Source organism: Pseudomonas sp. 1176_21, from assembly GCF_052850635.1.
This window is the reverse complement of the sequence record NZ_VXCV01000007.1, coordinates 244,436-260,513: the sequence shown is the minus strand read 5'-3', so window position 1 is coordinate 260,513 and position 16,078 is coordinate 244,436. Positions and strand designations below refer to the sequence as shown.

The following is a 16,078-nucleotide window of genomic DNA, read 5'->3' as shown; positions in this document are numbered from 1 at the left end:
GCAGCCGTACCTCGCATGATAATCACCGGCTTAACTTACTACATTACCTACATGTCTGCAGGCGCCGTCTGTAACCCTTTGTGAAACCTAGACTACACGATGTTCATCCAGGTCAGGCAGGACATCCGATTGGAAATAGCTATCGGATACCCTGGAAGCTGCCGGCCTGAAGCCCTACTCGCCCTTGTAGCCACGCCCCAGCATGTACTGCTCGCGGGAGCGATCGCGTGAAGAATCGGGCTTGAGCATCTGCACCTTGTCGAATTTCTTGCGGGCGTCCTTGAGGTAGACGTCAAACCCCTCGCCCTGAAAGATCTTGATCAGAAAATCGCCACCCGGCTTGAGTACCCGGGTCGCCAGATCAAGGGCCAGCTCGCACAGGAACATGGCCTTGGGCATATCCACAGCGGGCGTACCACTCATATTGGGGGCCATATCGGAAATCACAAGGTCTACGTGCGAATTACCGACCGCCTCGAGAATCTGCGCGAGCACTTGATCCTGGGTAAAGTCGCCCTGGATGAAGGTAACGTCGGGAATACTGTCCATTTCGAGGATGTCGGAGGCGATCAGACGCCCTTGACCGCCAATCAGACGACTGGTCACCTGCGACCAGCCACCGGGCGCCGCGCCCAGATCGATCACGCTCATGCCAGGGCGGATCAAACGGTACTTTTCCTGGATTTCGAGCAATTTGTAGCTCGCGCGCGAGCGATATCCGTCCTTTTGCGCCTTTTTGACGTAAGGATCGTTGAAGTGTTCTTTCAGCCAGCCAAGGCTTGTCTTGGAACGCGCCACTGGGCACCTCGATGATAAGGGTCGTGATTAACTGGGCGGATCCACGGGCCCTCGGGTAAAATGGCCGCCATTTTTACAGAATCTAGACAAAGGGTCAGATTATGCCGCTCAATAACGAGCAGAAGAAACAGTACAAATCCATTGGCCACGATCTGAAACCAGTTCTGATTGTGGCAGGCAACGGCCTGACTGAAGGGGTTATCGCCGAACTCGAGCGCGCCCTGGCCGATCACGAACTGATCAAGGTAGAGATCCGCTCGGAAGACCGCGAAGAACGTGCCGCCGCCATTGCCGCACTGTGCAAGGCCGGCCGCGCCGAACTGGTGCAGACCATCGGCAAGAAGGCACTGATCTATCGCCGCAACCCGCAGCCCAACAAGCAACTGTCGAACATCCACCGCTACAAGTGATGTTCGCGCCGTTCAGTGGCGCGCCTTGCGCGCCCTGCCCGGCGGCGGCTGCAGCACCAGCAGCAAACCGCTGAGGCCCAGCACCAGGTAGCAGAACAGCTGCCAACGCAACTGCCCCGCCCCGCCAACCCGCAAGACGAAATACATCACGCACGCCGCCACTGCCATCAGCAGCAGTTGCCCACGCATGTCTCGCCACAGGCTGGCCATCCCTTCGGCCTGAATCAGCACCAGCACCTGCACGCCGCAGCCCACCGCCGCAAAGGCGACCAGCAGCGACGCGGCCAGCACGCCAAAATCTTCGATCAACAGCGGCGCCAGGCCAATCTGGCCCAGCACCGGCAGTACCGCAAAATGCAGCATCCACACGCCGCCGACCCAGAGCACCTGGGCCAGCTGCCAGATCACTGCCGACGCGGCAAAGCCGCGCGGGCGATCAAATGTGACGGACTTCGACAATCTCGTACTCGACTGTGCCGCTCGGCGTCTTGATCACCACAGTGTCACCCTCTTCCTTGCCGATGATGGCGCGGGCGATCGGAGCACCGACCGAGAGCTTGCCGTTCTTGACGTCCGCCTCGTCCTCACCAACGATCTGGTAGGTCACCTGATCGCCGGTTTCGGTGTTTTCAAGGTCCACGGTGGTGCCGAAGATCACCTTGCCCGTGTGGGCAATGGTGGTAACGTCGATCACTACCGCGTTCTGCAGGCGGCCTTCGATATCGCGGATACGCGCCTCGACCATGCCCTGTTCTTCACGGGCAGCGTGGTACTCGGCGTTTTCCTTGAGATCGCCCAGCTCACGGGCTTCGCCAATCGCCTGGCTCAGGCGCGGGCGCTCGGTCTTGCTCAGGAAGAGATGCTCTTCCTCCAGGGCGCGAGCGCCCTGAACGGTCATCGGGTATTTGGTAATACTCATGCTTTGAGTCCTGCATGCAGATCCTGCAAGCGACGTACGGTTTTTTCCGGACCGAACTTCAGCGCTTCGCAGATGGCTTCACCGGCCGCAATGGTCGTGGTGCAGTAGATCTTGTGCTGCAACGCATTGCGACGAATCGAGTAGGAGTCGGCAATCGACTGGCGACCTTCGGTGGTGTTGATGATCAGCGACACTTCGTCGTTCTTGATCATGTCGACCACGTGCGGACGACCTTCGGTCACCTTGTTCACGCGACGCACTTTCAGGCCTGCCGCCTCGATGATCTTGGCGGTACCGGCCGTGGCAACCACTTCGAAGCCCAGGTTGATCAGGTCGCGGGCAACGCCAGCCACCTGCGGCTTGTCGTCGTCACGCACGCTGATGAACGCGGTGCCGCCGGTCGGCAGCACTTCGCTGGCGCCCATCTGGGCCTTGGCGAAGGCTTCGCCGAAGGTGTCGCCGACACCCATGACTTCACCGGTGGACTTCATTTCAGGGCCGAGGATCGGATCGACGCCCGGGAACTTCGCGAACGGGAACACCGCTTCCTTCACGCTGTAGAAGTTCGGAATGATTTCCTGGGTGAAACCGATCTCTTTCAGGGTCTTGCCGGCCATGACGCGAGCCGCAATCATCGCCAGCGAGGTGCCGATGCACTTGGACACGAACGGTACGGTACGCGAAGCACGCGGGTTGACCTCGATCACGTAGATCTTGTCGCCCTGCAGCGCCAGCTGCACGTTCATCAGGCCGACAACGCCCAGCTCCAGTGCCATCTTCTTGACCTGGTCGCGCACTTCGTCCTGCACGTGGGCAGGCAACGAGTACGGTGGCAGCGAGCATGCCGAGTCACCGGAGTGAACACCGGCCTGCTCGATGTGCTGCATGATCGCGCCGATCACCACGTCGGTGCCGTCGCAGACCGCATCCACGTCCATCTCGATGGCGCAGTTGAGGAAGTGGTCCAGCAGCACAGGGCTGTCGTTGGACACCTGCACCGCTTCACGCAGGTAGCGCTTGAGTTCGTCCAGTTCGTAGACAATCTCCATCGCACGGCCGCCCAGTACGTAGGACGGGCGCACCACCAGCGGGTAACCGATGACGCCGGCAGCACGAATCGCTTCGTCTTCGCTGCGCACGGTGGCGTTTGGCGGCTGCAGCAGGTTCAGGCGCTGAACCATCTGCTGGAAGCGCTCACGGTCTTCGGCGCGGTCGATGGAGTCCGGGCTGGTACCGATGATCGGTACGCCGGCTTCTTCCAGGGCACGGGCCAGTTTCAGCGGAGTCTGGCCGCCGTAGTGCACGATGACGCCCTTCGGCTTCTCGACACGCACCACTTCCAGCACGTCTTCCAGGGTCAGCGGCTCGAAGTACAGGCGGTCGGAGGTATCGTAGTCGGTGGAGACGGTTTCCGGGTTGCAGTTGACCATGATGGTCTCGTAGCCGTCTTCACGCAGGGCCAGTGCCGCATGGACGCAGCAGTAGTCGAACTCGATGCCCTGGCCGATACGGTTGGGGCCGCCACCCAGGATCATGATCTTGTCGCGGGTCGACGGGTTGGCCTCGCACTCTTCCTCGTAGGTGGAGTACAGATAGGCGGTGTCGGTGGCAAACTCGGCAGCGCAGGTATCGACGCGCTTGTAGACCGGGAAGATCTCGAGCTTGTGACGGTGACGACGCAGGTTCTTGTCGGTGATGCCCAGCAGCTTGGCCAGGCGCTGGTCAGAGAAGCCCTTGCGCTTGAGGCGCAGCATCAGTGCCTTGTCGATATCGGCCAGGCCCAGGGTCTTGACCTTCTCTTCTTCCTTGATCAGGTCTTCCATCTGCACCAGGAACCAGCGGTCGATCATGGTCAGGGCGAAGATTTCATCCACGCTCATGCCCGAACGCATGGCGTCGGCCACGTACCAGATACGCTCGGCGCCCGGCACGGTCAGCTCGCGCTTGAGGATGCTGGCAGCTTCCGGGCTGGCCAGGTCCACTTTCGGGTCCAGCCCGCATACACCGACTTCCAGGCCGCGCAGGGCTTTCTGCAGCGACTCCTGGAAGGTGCGGCCGATAGCCATGACTTCACCCACGGATTTCATCTGGGTGGTCAGGCGGGCATCGGCTTTCGGGAATTTTTCGAAGGCAAAGCGTGGCAGCTTGGTGACGACGTAGTCGATCGACGGCTCGAACGAGGCCGGCGTGCGACCACCGGTGATGTCGTTCTGCAGTTCGTCGAGGGTGTAGCCAACAGCCAGCTTGGCGGCGATCTTGGCGATCGGGAAGCCGGTGGCTTTCGAGGCCAGGGCCGAGGAACGCGAAACCCGCGGGTTCATCTCGATCACGACCATGCGGCCAGTGTTCGGGCAGATACCGAACTGCACGTTGGAGCCGCCGGTTTCGACACCGATTTCACGCAGCACAGCCAGCGAGGCGTTGCGCATGATCTGGTATTCCTTGTCGGTCAGGGTCTGTGCCGGTGCGACGGTGATCGAGTCACCGGTGTGCACGCCCATCGGGTCGAAGTTCTCGATGGAGCAGACAATGATGCAGTTGTCCTTTTTGTCGCGGACCACTTCCATCTCGTACTCTTTCCAGCCGATCAGCGATTCGTCGATCAGCAGTTCCTTGGTTGGCGACAGGTCCAGACCACGGGCGCAGATTTCTTCGAATTCTTCACGGTTGTAGGCGATGCCGCCACCAGTGCCGCCCATGGTGAAGGACGGGCGGATAATGCACGGGAAGCCCAGCTTCTCGAGCACCGCATTGGCCTCTTCCATGCTGTGGGCGATACCCGAGCGCGGGCATTCCAGGCCGATGGCCTTCATGGCCTTGTCGAAACGCGAGCGGTCTTCGGCCTTGTCGATGGTGTCGGCGTTGGCACCGATCATTTCCACGCCGAATTTTTCCAGGACGCCTTCGCGCTCCAGGTCCAGTGCGCAGTTCAGCGCGGTCTGGCCGCCCATGGTCGGCAGCAGCGCGTCAGGGCGCTCCTTCTCGATGATCTTGGCCACCGACTGCCACTTGATCGGCTCGATGTAGGTGGCGTCGGCCATGGCCGGGTCGGTCATGATAGTGGCCGGGTTGGAGTTCACCAGGATGACGCGAAAACCCTCCTCGCGCAGGGCCTTGCAGGCCTGGGCGCCGGAGTAGTCGAATTCGCAGGCCTGGCCGATCACGATCGGGCCGGCGCCGAGAATCAGGATGCTTTTGATGTCTGTACGTTTTGGCATGGGTTGTCACTCAAATCCGCGGGTCAGTGGGCAAGCTGTGTCGAACAATCCACTCGAGGAGCCTGAACGCGGCCTGTGCCGGTTCAGGGCTGCCTCCGGGGGGTGCTCAGCGGCGCTTGGCCATGGCATCGATGAAACGATCAAACAGTGGCGCGACGTCGGTCGGGCCCGGGCTCGCCTCAGGGTGACCCTGGAAGCTGAAGGCGCTCTTGTCGGTGCGCTCGATGCCCTGCAGGGTACCGTCGAACAGCGACTTGTGGATGGCGCGCACGTTGCCTGGCAGGGTCGCTTCATCTACCGCGAAACCGTGGTTCTGGCTGGTGATCATCACCACGCCGGTGTCCAGGTCCTGGACCGGGTGGTTGGCACCGTGGTGACCATGACCCATCTTGACGGTCTTGGCACCGGAGGCCAGGGCCAGCAGCTGGTGGCCCAGGCAGATACCGAACACCGGCACTTCGGTTTCGAGGATTTCGCGGATCGCCTGGATCGCGTAGTCGCAAGGCTCGGGGTCGCCCGGGCCGTTGGACAGGAACACGCCATCGGGGTTGAGCGCGAGCACTTCGCTGGCCGGGGTTTGCGCCGGCACCACGGTGACGCGGCAGCCGCGCTCTACCAGCATGCGCAGGATGTTCAGCTTGACGCCATAGTCGTAGGCCACGACGTGGTACGGCAGCTCGGCGGCGTCGATGGTCGGGTGGCTGTCGGTCTTCAGGTTCCACACGCTGGAGCGCCACTCGTAGCGGCTCTTGGTGCTGACGACCTTGGCCAGGTCCATGCCCTTCAGGCCCGGGAAGCCGCGCGCGGCTGCGATGGCCGCCTCTTCAGAAATGTTGTCGCCAGCCAGGATGCAGCCGTTCTGCGCGCCCTTCTCACGCAGGATGCGGGTCAGGCGACGGGTGTCGATACCGGCAATGGCCACCACATTGTTGGCCTTGAGGTAATCGGACAGCGACATCGTGTTGCGCCAGTTGCTGGCGATCAGCGGCAGGTCACGGATGACCAGGCCGGCCGACCAGACCCGATCGGACTCGGCGTCTTCCGGCGTGGTGCCGGTGTTGCCGATGTGCGGGTAGGTCAGGGTAACGATCTGCTGCGAGTAAGAAGGGTCAGTCAGGATTTCCTGATAGCCGGTCATTGCGGTGTTGAACACCACCTCACCAACGGTCTGACCGTCGGCTCCAATGGCCTCACCGCGAAAAATGCTGCCATCGGCAAGGGCGAGTATGGCTGGCTTAGTCAAGAAGACCTCCCAAAAATAAAGCCTGAAGGGGCGATCGCAGGTTGCAAAAAAGCGGAATGACGTATAGACACGTCACCCCGCTTTCTTCGTCGAATTATCTGCGCGCTTTTAGTGGACACACTAAAGCTGTAGCTTACAGAAAAAGGCTTTTTCGGTCTACCACTGATGTGCCTGAAAGGCATGGGAATGCGACAGAAAGTCGCTTGTTCCAAACGCTCGGCCAGGGAGGCCGGCGAAGGGGCCGCATGGCAGCCCCTGGTGCAGCGATCAACGCAGGTCGAGCACGTCCTGCATGTCGTACAGGCCCGGCGCACGCCCATCCAGCCACAGCGCGGCACGTACCGCACCCTTGGCGAAGGTCATGCGGCTGGAGGCCTTGTGGGTGATCTCCAGGCGCTCGCCGTCAGCGGCGAACAGCACGGTATGGTCACCTACCACGTCACCGGCACGCACGGTGGCAAAGCCGATGGTCTTGCGGTCCCGCGCACCGGTCTGGCCTTCCCGGCCATACACGGCCACTTCCTGCAGGTCACGGCCAAGTGCATTGGCCACCACCTCGCCCATGCGCAGCGCGGTACCCGACGGCGCATCCACCTTGTGACGGTGATGGGCCTCGATGATCTCGATGTCCACATCGTCGCCCAGCACACGCGCCGCCATGTCCAGCAGCTTCAGGCTGAGGTTGACGCCAACGCTGAAGTTGGCGGCAAACACGATAGGGATGTCCTTGCCCGCCTCGGCCAGCAGTTGCTTCTCTTCAACACTGAAACCGGTGGTGCCGATGACCATCGCCTTGCCCGCCTTGCGGCAGAACGCCAGGTTCTTCAAGGTCACCGAAGGATGGGTGAAGTCGATCAGCACATCGAACTCGTCGACCACCCGATCCAGATCACCCGACAGCGGCACACCAATACGCCCCAGCGCCGCCAGCTCGCCGGCGTCGGCCCCGACCAGCGTGCTGTCCGGACGATCCACGGCGGCGGTCAGGCCCGCCCCCGGCGTCTGCTGCACTGCCTCGATCAGGGTCTTGCCCATCCGCCCTGCCGCGCCCATTACCGCTATACGTCGCATGCCCTGTTCCTTCTTACAGATCGCCGAAGAAGCGCTTCACGCCTTCGAACCAGCCATTGGCCTTGGGAGAATGGCAGCTGTCGCCATCCAGCGAAACACGCAACTCTTCGAGCAACTCACGCTGACGACGACTCAGGTTGACCGGCGTTTCTACCGCCACCCGGCACATCAGGTCGCCCGCGCCACCGCCACGCACCGGCGCAACGCCCTTGCCACGCAGACGGAACTGCTTGCCGGTCTGGGTCCCCTCGGGGATCTTCAGCTTGACCCGGCCATCGAGGGTCGGCACTTCCAGCTCGCCACCCAGCGCCGCATCGGTGTAGCTGATCGGCACTTCACAGTACAGGTGCTTGCCGTCGCGCTGGAAGATCGGGTGCTCGCGCACATTGATCACCACGTACAGGTCGCCGGTCGGGCCACCCTGGGAACCTGCCTCGCCTTCGCCCGACAGGCGAATGCGGTCACCGGTATCGACGCCGGCCGGCACCTTGACCGAGAGGGTCTTGTACTCTTCGACACGGCCTTCGCCATGGCACGAATCGCACGGATCGGTGATGATCTTGCCCTGGCCGTGACAGCGCGGGCAGGTCTGCTGCACCGAGAAGAAGCCCTGCTGCATGCGCACCTGGCCAATACCGCCGCAGGTCGGGCAGGTCGAAGGCGACGAGCCCTTCTTGGCACCCGAGCCATCGCACGGTGCGCAGTTGACCAGCGTCGGCACACGGATGTTGACCGTGGTGCCGCGCACGGCCTCCTCCAGGTTCAGCTCGAGGGTGTAGCGCAGGTCGCTGCCACGCTGAGCGCCACCGCGGCCACCGCCCCGGCCACCGCCGAAGAAGTCGCTGAACACATCACCAAAGATGTCGGAGAAGTTGGCGCCACCGAAACCGGCACCGCCACCACCCATGCTCGGATCGACACCGGCATGGCCATACTGATCATACGCAGCACGCTTGCTGGCATCGGAGAGCACTTCGTAAGCCTCGTTGGCTTCCTTGAACAGCTCTTCCGAGGCCTTGTCATCAGGATTACGGTCCGGGTGGTGCTTCATCGCCAGGCGACGATAGGCCTTCTTCAGGTCGGCCTCGCTCGAGCCGCGCTCGACTCCCAGAACCTCGTAATAGTCACGCTTTGCCATAATTCTTTGCACTCTTGAGGACGTTCGGCATACCTCGGCGCATACCGCGCTGTGCCGCCAGCATTCAAGCGCGCTCGAATGCTGTAAAAATTCGGGTATTCCAGACACGCCAACGCGGGAGCAAGCCCCCGCGCGGCGACATCCTACCAGTCACTGCCGAACAGCAGTCAACCGGGCGACAACCTGTAGCTATTACTTGTTGTCTTTTACTTCTTCAAACTCAGCGTCGACCACGTCGTCGTGCTTGGGCTCTTCAGCTTCTGGCTGAGCACCGCCCTGAGGCTGTTCGGCCTGCTCGGCGTACATCTTCTGAGCCACTGGCCCGGAGACCTTCGACAGCTCTTCGACCTTGGCTTCGATGGCAGCCTTGTCGTCGCCTTTGACAGCGGCTTCCAGGGCGACAACGGCAGCTTCGATAGCAGCCTTCTCGTCCGCGGTTACCTTGTCACCGGCGTCGGCGACCATCTTGCGGGTCGAGTGAACCAGCGCGTCACCCTGGTTGCGGGCAGCGGCCAGCTCTTCGAACTTGCGGTCTTCCTCGGCGTTGACTTCAGCGTCACGCACCATCTGCTGAATTTCTTCCTCGGACAGACCCGAGTTGGCCTTGATCACGATCGACTGCTGCTTGCCGGTCGCCTTGTCCTTGGCACCTACGTGCAGGATGCCGTTGGCGTCGATATCGAAGGTCACTTCGATTTGCGGTACGCCACGTGGCGCTGGCGGAATCTCGGCCAGGTCGAATTTACCCAGCGACTTGTTCTGCGCTGCTTGCTTGCGCTCGCCCTGCAGCACGTGAATGGTCACGGCGCCCTGGTTGTCGTCGGCCGTCGAGAACACCTGCGACTTCTTGGTCGGGATGGTGGTGTTCTTCTCGATCAGCGCAGTCATCACGCCACCCATGGTTTCGATACCCAGGGTCAGCGGGCTGACGTCCAGCAGCAGCACGTCTTTCACGTCACCAGCCAGTACGGCGCCCTGAATGGCAGCACCCATTGCGACAGCTTCGTCAGGGTTCACGTCCTTACGTGCTTCCTTGCCGAAGAAGTCGGTCACCAGCTTCTGCACCAGTGGCATGCGGGTCTGACCGCCGACCAGGATCACGTCGTTGATCTTGCTCACGTCGATACCGGCGTCTTTCAGCGCGATGCGGCATGGCTCGATGGTGCGCTGAACCAGGTCTTCAACCAGCGATTCCAGCTTGGCGCGGGAAATCTTCACGTTCAGGTGCTTAGGACCGGTGGCGTCTGCAGTGATGTACGGCAGGTTCACGTCGGTCTGCTGGCTCGAGGACAGCTCGATCTTGGCTTTTTCGGCAGCTTCTTTCAGGCGCTGCATGGCCAGCGGGTCACCCTTGAGGTTCATGCCGCTTTCTTTCTTGAATTCGTCGACGAGGTAGTCGATCAGACGAATGTCGAAGTCTTCACCACCCAGGAAGGTGTCGCCGTTGGTAGCCAGTACTTCGAACTGGTGCTCGCCGTCGACTTCAGCGATCTCGATCACCGACACGTCGAAGGTACCGCCACCCAGGTCGTAGACGATCACGGTGTGATCACCCTTGGCCTTGTCCATACCGTAGGCCAGTGCGGCTGCGGTCGGTTCGTTGATGATGCGCTTGACGTCCAGACCGGCAATGCGACCGGCGTCCTTGGTAGCCTGACGCTGGCTGTCGTTGAAGTAGGCAGGTACGGTGATGACCGCTTCGGTCACTGCCTCGCCGAGATAGTCTTCGGCGGTTTTCTTCATCTTTTTCAGAATTTCAGCCGAGATCTGAGGCGGAGCCATCTTCTGGCCGTTCACTTCCACCCAGGCGTCGTTGTTGTCAGCCTTGACGATCTTGTAAGGGACCATCTGGATGTCTTTCTGAACGACTTCTTCGTCAAAACGACGGCCGATCAGACGCTTTACCGCGTACAGGGTGTTGTGCGGGTTGGTCACCGCCTGACGCTTGGCCGACTGGCCGACCAGGATCTCGCCGTCATTGGCGTAGGCAATGATCGAAGGGGTGGTACGAGCGCCTTCGGCGTTCTCGATGACCTTGACGTTGCCGTTTTCCAGAATGGAGACACAGGAGTTGGTGGTCCCCAGGTCGATACCGATAATTTTGCCCATGTTAACTCTCCCGAAACTTTGGATTTGGTTGCCGCAGCGGTGGTTGCCAACTGCGGTAGCACTTAAACGCTTGACACTTAAATGGGGGCCGCCAGGCTAATTTCAAGCCTTCTCGTCAATCGAGGGCGAAACCGGAGCCGGAGCCTTGCTGACCACGACCATGGCCGGGCGCAGCAGACGCCCATTGAGCTGGTAGCCCTTCTGGAACACCTTGAGCACGCTGTTGGGCTCGACGTCTGCACTCTCCTGCATGGCCATGGCCTGGTGCAGTTCGGCGTTGAACGGTTCGCCGTGCGGGTCGATCGCCTCGAGGTTGTAGCGCTTGAGGGTGTCGTGGAACATCTTCAGGGTCAGCTCGATGCCTTCACGCATCGGGCGGATGCTCTCGTCTTCGGCGCTGGACAGCTCCAGGCCGCGCTCAAGGCTGTCGATCACCGGCAACAGGTCACCAGCGAATTTCTCAAGGGCGAACTTGTGCGCCTTCTCGACATCCTGCTCGGCGCGACGGCGCACGTTCTGAAGGTCTGCGGCGGTGCGCAGGGATTGATCCTGGGCCGCCGCCAGTTGCTCTTCGAGCACCTGCACGCGCGTGCTCAGCTCATCGCCGGCCGCCTCGGCGTTCAGATTCTGTTCATCCAGCGTCTGTTCGTCAGCCATAAAATCTCTCCTTTGCAATTTCGTCAGCGAACTTACTCGCACGTCTGCCGGCTATATGGGGTCTGAAAATGCAGCTTCAAGGGCTGATGAACAGTCCGCAGCATTACCCTCATAACCCCTTGCGATCAAAACCCTCACCGAGCAACCGAATCAAACTAAGCACAAGCATTGTCAGGGGTTTTAAAAACACTGTATAAATAACCAGACTTTACGCCTGGGAGCCGCCCCAATGCTGGTGCATCTTTCCGTACACAACTACGCCATCGTCGAACACCTGGACCTCGAACTCGCCCGCGGGATGAGCGTCATCACCGGTGAAACCGGGGCCGGCAAATCGATCATGCTCGATGCCCTCGGCCTCACCCTGGGTGATCGCGCCGACAGCGGCGTGGTGCGCCCCGGGGCAGACAAGGCCGACATCCTGGCCACCTTCGACCTGGGCGACATTCCCGAGGCCCGTACCTGGCTGGCCGAGCGCGACCTGGACACCGACGGCCCGTGCATACTGCGTCGGGTGATCACCGCCGAAGGCCGCAGCCGCGGCTATATAAACGGCACGCCTTGCCCGCTGGGCGACCTCAAGGCCCTGGGCGAGCTGCTGATCGACATCCACAGCCAGCACGAACACCAGTCGCTGCTGAAGACCGACACCCATCGCCGCCTGCTCGACGAATACGCCGGCGCCACCGACCTTGCACGCCAGGTGCAGCTGGCGGCGCAGCGCTGGCGGCAGACCCGCCAGGAGCTCGAGCGGCTGAGCAATTCCGGGGACGAACAGCGCGCGCAGCACCAGTTGCTCAGCTATCAGCTCGAAGAGCTGGAAAACCTCAACCTGGGCGAAAACGAACTTGAGCTGCTGGAACAGGAACACAAGAACCTGACCAATGCAGAGGCCCTGTTCGGTATCTGCCGCCAGGTCATCGACCATTGCAGCGAGAGCGACTCGGGCAATGTGCTCAGTGCGCTGACCGTCAGCCTCAATCGCCTGACCGCCGTACAGAATGCCCCCAAGGCGCTGGCCGAGGCGGCCAACATGATCGCCAGTGCGCAGATTCAGGTAGAAGAAGCAGTGGGCGAGCTCAACCGCTTTCTCGACCATTTCGACGCCGACCCCGCGCGGCTGCAGCAGCTGGAAGAACGTCTCGACGCCCTGTACACCCTGGCGCGCAAACACCGCGTGCACCCCAGCGAGCTGGCCGACCTGCAGCAACGCCTGATGGAGGAGCTCGAAGGCCTCAACGCCAACGACGAGTCCATTGCCCGACTGGGTGACGAACTTGCCGCCTTTGCCCGTCATTACCAGGAAAAGGCCTCGGAGCTGAGCCGCCTGCGCCAGCAGGCCGCGACCCAGCTGGCTGGCGCGGTGGAGCTTGAGATTCAGCGCCTGGGCATGCCTGGCGGACGCTTCAGCATCGAACTTCGCCCCAACAGTGGCGAAGACTTGTTGCCCCAGGGCCTGGAGCAGGTCGAACTGCTGGTCAGCGCCAACCCCGGCCAGCCGCTCAAGGCACTGGCCAAGGTGGCTTCCGGGGGTGAATTGTCACGGATCAGCCTGGCGATCCAGGTCATTACCGCTCAGACCTCGCGCATTCCGACCCTGGTGTTCGACGAAGTCGACGTGGGTATCGGCGGCCCGACTGCTGAAATCGTGGGGCAGCTGTTGCGTCGCCTGGGCGAGCGTGGGCAGGTATTGACGGTCACCCACCTGCCGCAGGTTGCCGCGCAGGGCCACCATCACCTGTTCGTGCACAAGGTGCGCAACAGCGATGCGACCCATACGGCGGTGGCGAGCCTGGGCAAACGCGAGCGGGTCGAAGAGGTGGCGCGCATGCTGGGCGGCATCGACCTGACCAAGGAATCGCTGGCGCATGCCAGAAAGATGGTCGTCACCAGCAAAGCCTGAGTGCCCCCGCAGGAGCCGGCCTTGCCGGCGTAAAACATTACAGCCCCCACAAAGCACGAAGGCGACCCCAGGGTCGCCTTCAATGCCGTGCAATTCAAAGCAAAGTGCTTACTTTTTCTTGCGCACGTACAGCACGAGATTGTGATCTACCAACTCGTAGCCGTGCTCCAGCACGATTTCCTTCTGACGCTTTTCAATTTCAGCATCGAAGAACTCGATGACTTCGCCAGACTCCACGTTGACCATATGGTCGTGGTGGCCGCCGTCGGCCAGTTCAAACACTGCATGACCGCCGTCGAAGTTGTGACGAACGACAAGACCTGCCGCCTCGAACTGGGTCAGAACACGGTAAACCGTGGCCAGACCGACGTCCTCGCCTGCCTCCATCAACGCCTTGTAGACGTCTTCAGCACTCATGTGGCGCTGCTCGGTGGAGTCGAGCATCTGTAGAATCTTGACTCGAGGCAGGGTCACCTTGAGACCGGCTTTGCGTAATTCGCTATTTTCAACCATGGTCAGCTTTCTCGCCGATGCTGCTTCGCAGCTTCTCTGAATACGGGTATGATCGGGGTTTACGTTGTCCAGCCAAGATAGTGGAAGTCGCCCACCGATGCAAAACACCAAGCTCTTGCTAACCAGCCTCACCTTTGTGGGACTGCTCGCACTCGCCGGTTGCTCGTTCCCCGGGGTTTACAAAATCGACATCCAGCAGGGCAATGTCGTCACGCAGGACATGATAGACCAATTGCGGCCGGGAATGACCCGCCGGCAAGTACGGTTTATCATGGGCAACCCTCTGATCCAGGACACCTTCCACACCAACCGTTGGGACTACCTGTACAGTCTGCAACCAGGTGGGGGCGAGCGCCAGCAGGAACGGATGAGCGTGTTCTTCAACGAGAACGACCAGCTCGCCAGCCTGTCGGGTGACTTCATGCCGGGCGTGAGCCGCGATCAGGAAATCCTTGGCGGTGCAGCGGGCACCACTGTCAGCCCTGCCGAAGGCGAGACACCTGCCAAGCAGGAAGCCCCCGCCAAGCCTGGCTCGCTGGAAGACACGATCCAGCGCGACGTCGATACCATCGAAGTCATCCCGGTTCCAGTGCCGGAACCGCTGGACACCTCGCCGCAGTAAGCAAGGCGCAGGCAATAAAAAGCCCGGATCATTCCGGGCTTTTTATTGCGCGGCGTTTCACCGCTTGGCCTTCTTGAACACCCTGGCTACCTTGGCCGCGCGCTGTTTGCGCACCTCCTTGGGGTCGATCAGCAGCGGCCGATACAGCTCGATCCGATCACCAGCCTCGACCGGATGCTGCGACGCAACCACCTTGCCAAAGATACCCATCGGGCAATCCCCGATCGACACGCCCGGCAACTGCCCGGCGATGCCCGACAAGCGAACCGCCTCGCTCACCGACGTACCCGCTGGCACCTCCAGCGCCAGCAACAGCTGCTGCTCGGCGGTGGCGTAGACCACTTCGATGGGCAGCATCGGCTCAGCCATTGAGTTGCTTGGCCCGCTGGCAGAACGCATCCACCAGGGTGTTGGCCGCCTGGTTGAAGATCGGCCCCAGGGTGGCGCGCACCAGCGGCCCGGCGTAATCGAACGACAGGTCCAGGCTGATCTTGCAGGCCTTGTCACCGAGTGCCTTGAACGTCCACAGCCCGTGCAGCTGATTGAACGGCCCCTCCTCAAGGTTCATCTCGATGGACTGCCCTGGCACCAACTCATTTCGCGTTACAAAACTCTGGCTCATGCCGCCCTTGGCCGCCTCGACTCGCGCACGCATCAGGGTCTCGCTCTGCTCCAGCACCGTGCTGGAGGAGCACCACGGCAGAAATTCCGAATAGCGGGCGACGTCATTCACCAGGTCATACAGCGCCTGAGCGGGGTACGGCAACAGTGCCGAACGTTGAATATGGGTAGTCATCCAGGCGTCACTTCCAAAGCTGAGCGGTAAACACGATGCGAATGCCGAGGGGCGCCACATAGCGCATCAAGAGGAAAAACAGCGCGTATTGTCCGGGATTCACTCCAACGGCTCAAGCGTACCGCTACCCCGTAGCCGACAGCGCGACGACTGCCTATAATGCCGCCCCTATGGCTAAACAAAAGAAGCATCCGACAGGGACCATCGCGCAGAATAAAAAGGCGCGTCACGATTACTTCATCGAGCACAAGTTCGAGGCCGGATTGGTCCTGTCCGGTTGGGAAGTAAAAAGTCTGCGTGCCGGCAAGGCGCATCTTGTGGACAGCTACGTGCTGCTCAAGGACGGTGAAGCATGGCTGATGGGTTGCCATATCACCCCCCTGACCGCGGCCAGCACCCACGTGATCGCCGACCCGACCCGTACCCGTAAACTGCTGCTCAATCGCCGCGAGCTGGAGCGCCTGTTCGTGGGCGTACAGCAGAAGGGCTATACCTGCGTGGCCTTGTCGATGTACTGGAGCAAGCACTTGATCAAGTGCGAGATTGCCCTGGGCAAGGGCAAGAAGGAATACGACAAGCGCGATACCCAGCGCGAGCGTGATTCCGATCGCGAGTTGCAGCGCGCCGTGCGCAGCAAGGGCCGCGACGAGTAGGCACGCCTGCTCTAGCCACTTTGCCAGC

At 61.3% G+C, this 16,078-nt stretch carries 16 protein-coding genes; 4 read left to right on the top strand and 12 right to left on the bottom strand.

The genetic code is table 11. The annotated features are described in order from the left end of the window. Positions 1-174: 174 nt before the first annotated feature. Positions 175-798, bottom strand: a complete 624-nt coding sequence (rlmE, locus tag FW760_RS18260) for a 23S rRNA (uridine(2552)-2'-O)-methyltransferase RlmE (protein ID WP_116052277.1) — start codon at positions 796-798, stop codon at positions 175-177. Positions 799-899: 101 nt separating this feature from the next. Here rlmE and yhbY point away from each other — a divergent pair, with 101 nt between their 5' ends. After that, positions 900-1,208 carry a ribosome assembly RNA-binding protein YhbY gene (gene yhbY / locus FW760_RS18255; RefSeq protein WP_038606752.1) on the top strand — a complete coding sequence of 103 codons (309 nt, stop codon included), beginning with the start codon at positions 900-902 and terminating at the stop codon, positions 1,206-1,208. A 12-nt stretch (positions 1,209-1,220) separates the two neighbouring features. On the opposite strand, the gene FW760_RS18250 is transcribed toward yhbY, so the two are convergent. The 8 genes from FW760_RS18250 to grpE form a co-directional block, all read right to left on the bottom strand. Beyond that, complete coding sequence (locus FW760_RS18250; RefSeq protein WP_043863827.1) at positions 1,221-1,616, bottom strand: hypothetical protein; 396 nt, start codon at positions 1,614-1,616, stop codon at positions 1,221-1,223. A 28-nt stretch (positions 1,617-1,644) separates the two neighbouring features. Beyond that, positions 1,645-2,127 carry a transcription elongation factor GreA gene (gene greA / locus FW760_RS18245; protein WP_185061966.1) on the bottom strand — a complete coding sequence of 161 codons (483 nt, stop codon included), beginning with the start codon at positions 2,125-2,127 and terminating at the stop codon, positions 1,645-1,647. Continuing rightward, complete coding sequence (carB, locus tag FW760_RS18240) at positions 2,124-5,345, bottom strand: carbamoyl-phosphate synthase large subunit (RefSeq protein WP_446443919.1); 3,222 nt, start codon at positions 5,343-5,345, stop codon at positions 2,124-2,126. Before carB ends, greA begins: the two co-directional genes overlap by 4 nt. A 106-nt stretch (positions 5,346-5,451) precedes the next feature. Beyond that, positions 5,452-6,588 carry a glutamine-hydrolyzing carbamoyl-phosphate synthase small subunit gene (gene carA / locus FW760_RS18235; protein ID WP_043863829.1) on the bottom strand — a complete coding sequence of 379 codons (1,137 nt, stop codon included), beginning with the start codon at positions 6,586-6,588 and terminating at the stop codon, positions 5,452-5,454. Positions 6,589-6,855: 267 nt separating this feature from the next. Beyond that, positions 6,856-7,659, bottom strand: coding sequence for a 4-hydroxy-tetrahydrodipicolinate reductase (dapB, locus tag FW760_RS18230; protein WP_043863830.1), 804 nt, complete (start codon positions 7,657-7,659; stop codon positions 6,856-6,858). Between the two features lie 13 nt (positions 7,660-7,672). Beyond that, a complete protein-coding gene (gene dnaJ / locus FW760_RS18225; protein WP_043863831.1) occupies positions 7,673-8,797 on the bottom strand; it encodes a molecular chaperone DnaJ in 1,125 nt (374 codons plus the stop codon). A gap of 192 nt (positions 8,798-8,989) precedes the next feature. Next, a complete protein-coding gene (dnaK, locus tag FW760_RS18220) occupies positions 8,990-10,906 on the bottom strand; it encodes a molecular chaperone DnaK (protein ID WP_116052278.1) in 1,917 nt (638 codons plus the stop codon). Positions 10,907-11,008: 102 nt separating this feature from the next. Then, positions 11,009-11,563: a nucleotide exchange factor GrpE gene (grpE, locus tag FW760_RS18215; RefSeq protein WP_043863833.1), complete on the bottom strand. Its 555-nt coding sequence runs from the start codon at positions 11,561-11,563 to the stop codon at positions 11,009-11,011. Between the two features lie 229 nt (positions 11,564-11,792). Between grpE and recN the strand changes: the two genes are divergently transcribed. Next, on the top strand, positions 11,793-13,466 hold the full coding sequence (gene recN / locus FW760_RS18210) for a DNA repair protein RecN (RefSeq protein ID WP_054916543.1): 1,674 nt from the start codon (positions 11,793-11,795) through the stop codon (positions 13,464-13,466). 108 nt (positions 13,467-13,574) lie between these two features. Here recN and fur read toward each other — a convergent pair whose 3' ends face one another. After that, positions 13,575-13,979, bottom strand: a complete 405-nt coding sequence (fur, locus tag FW760_RS18205; RefSeq protein ID WP_043863835.1) for a ferric iron uptake transcriptional regulator — start codon at positions 13,977-13,979, stop codon at positions 13,575-13,577. A gap of 97 nt (positions 13,980-14,076) precedes the next feature. Between fur and FW760_RS18200 the strand changes: the two genes are divergently transcribed. Further along, entirely contained in the window at positions 14,077-14,601 is a 525-nt protein-coding gene (locus FW760_RS18200; RefSeq protein WP_043863836.1) for an outer membrane protein assembly factor BamE, read from the top strand. Between the two features lie 57 nt (positions 14,602-14,658). Here the strand turns inward: FW760_RS18200 and FW760_RS18195 are convergent, their stop codons facing one another. Further along, the gene (locus FW760_RS18195) at positions 14,659-14,970 is read right to left on the bottom strand and encodes an RnfH family protein (RefSeq protein ID WP_078481341.1); all 312 of its coding nucleotides are present in this window, start codon (positions 14,968-14,970) and stop codon (positions 14,659-14,661) included. Next, complete coding sequence (locus FW760_RS18190) at positions 14,963-15,397, bottom strand: type II toxin-antitoxin system RatA family toxin (protein WP_043863838.1); 435 nt, start codon at positions 15,395-15,397, stop codon at positions 14,963-14,965. Before FW760_RS18190 ends, FW760_RS18195 begins: the two co-directional genes overlap by 8 nt. A gap of 170 nt (positions 15,398-15,567) precedes the next feature. Here FW760_RS18190 and smpB point away from each other — a divergent pair, with 170 nt between their 5' ends. Continuing rightward, the gene (gene smpB / locus FW760_RS18185) at positions 15,568-16,050 is read left to right on the top strand and encodes an SsrA-binding protein SmpB (RefSeq protein WP_043863839.1); all 483 of its coding nucleotides are present in this window, start codon (positions 15,568-15,570) and stop codon (positions 16,048-16,050) included. The last annotated feature ends 28 nt before the right edge of the window (positions 16,051-16,078 follow it).

Coding starts and splice junctions, on each gene's coding strand:
- yhbY (WP_038606752.1), top strand. CDS start 900: ATGCCGCTCAATAACGAGCAGAAGAAACAGTACAAATCCATTGGCCAC.
- greA (WP_185061966.1), bottom strand. CDS start 2,127: ATGAGTATTACCAAATACCCGATGACCGTTCAGGGCGCTCGCGCCCTG.
- carB (WP_446443919.1), bottom strand. CDS start 5,345: ATGCCAAAACGTACAGACATCAAAAGCATCCTGATTCTCGGCGCCGGC.
- dapB (WP_043863830.1), bottom strand. CDS start 7,659: ATGCGACGTATAGCGGTAATGGGCGCGGCAGGGCGGATGGGCAAGACC.
- dnaJ (WP_043863831.1), bottom strand. CDS start 8,797: ATGGCAAAGCGTGACTATTACGAGGTTCTGGGAGTCGAGCGCGGCTCG.
- dnaK (WP_116052278.1), bottom strand. CDS start 10,906: ATGGGCAAAATTATCGGTATCGACCTGGGGACCACCAACTCCTGTGTC.
- grpE (WP_043863833.1), bottom strand. CDS start 11,563: ATGGCTGACGAACAGACGCTGGATGAACAGAATCTGAACGCCGAGGCG.
- recN (WP_054916543.1), top strand. CDS start 11,793: ATGCTGGTGCATCTTTCCGTACACAACTACGCCATCGTCGAACACCTG.
- fur (WP_043863835.1), bottom strand. CDS start 13,979: ATGGTTGAAAATAGCGAATTACGCAAAGCCGGTCTCAAGGTGACCCTG.
- FW760_RS18200 (WP_043863836.1), top strand. CDS start 14,077: ATGCAAAACACCAAGCTCTTGCTAACCAGCCTCACCTTTGTGGGACTG.
- FW760_RS18195 (WP_078481341.1), bottom strand. CDS start 14,970: ATGGCTGAGCCGATGCTGCCCATCGAAGTGGTCTACGCCACCGCCGAG.
- FW760_RS18190 (WP_043863838.1), bottom strand. CDS start 15,397: ATGACTACCCATATTCAACGTTCGGCACTGTTGCCGTACCCCGCTCAG.
- smpB (WP_043863839.1), top strand. CDS start 15,568: ATGGCTAAACAAAAGAAGCATCCGACAGGGACCATCGCGCAGAATAAA.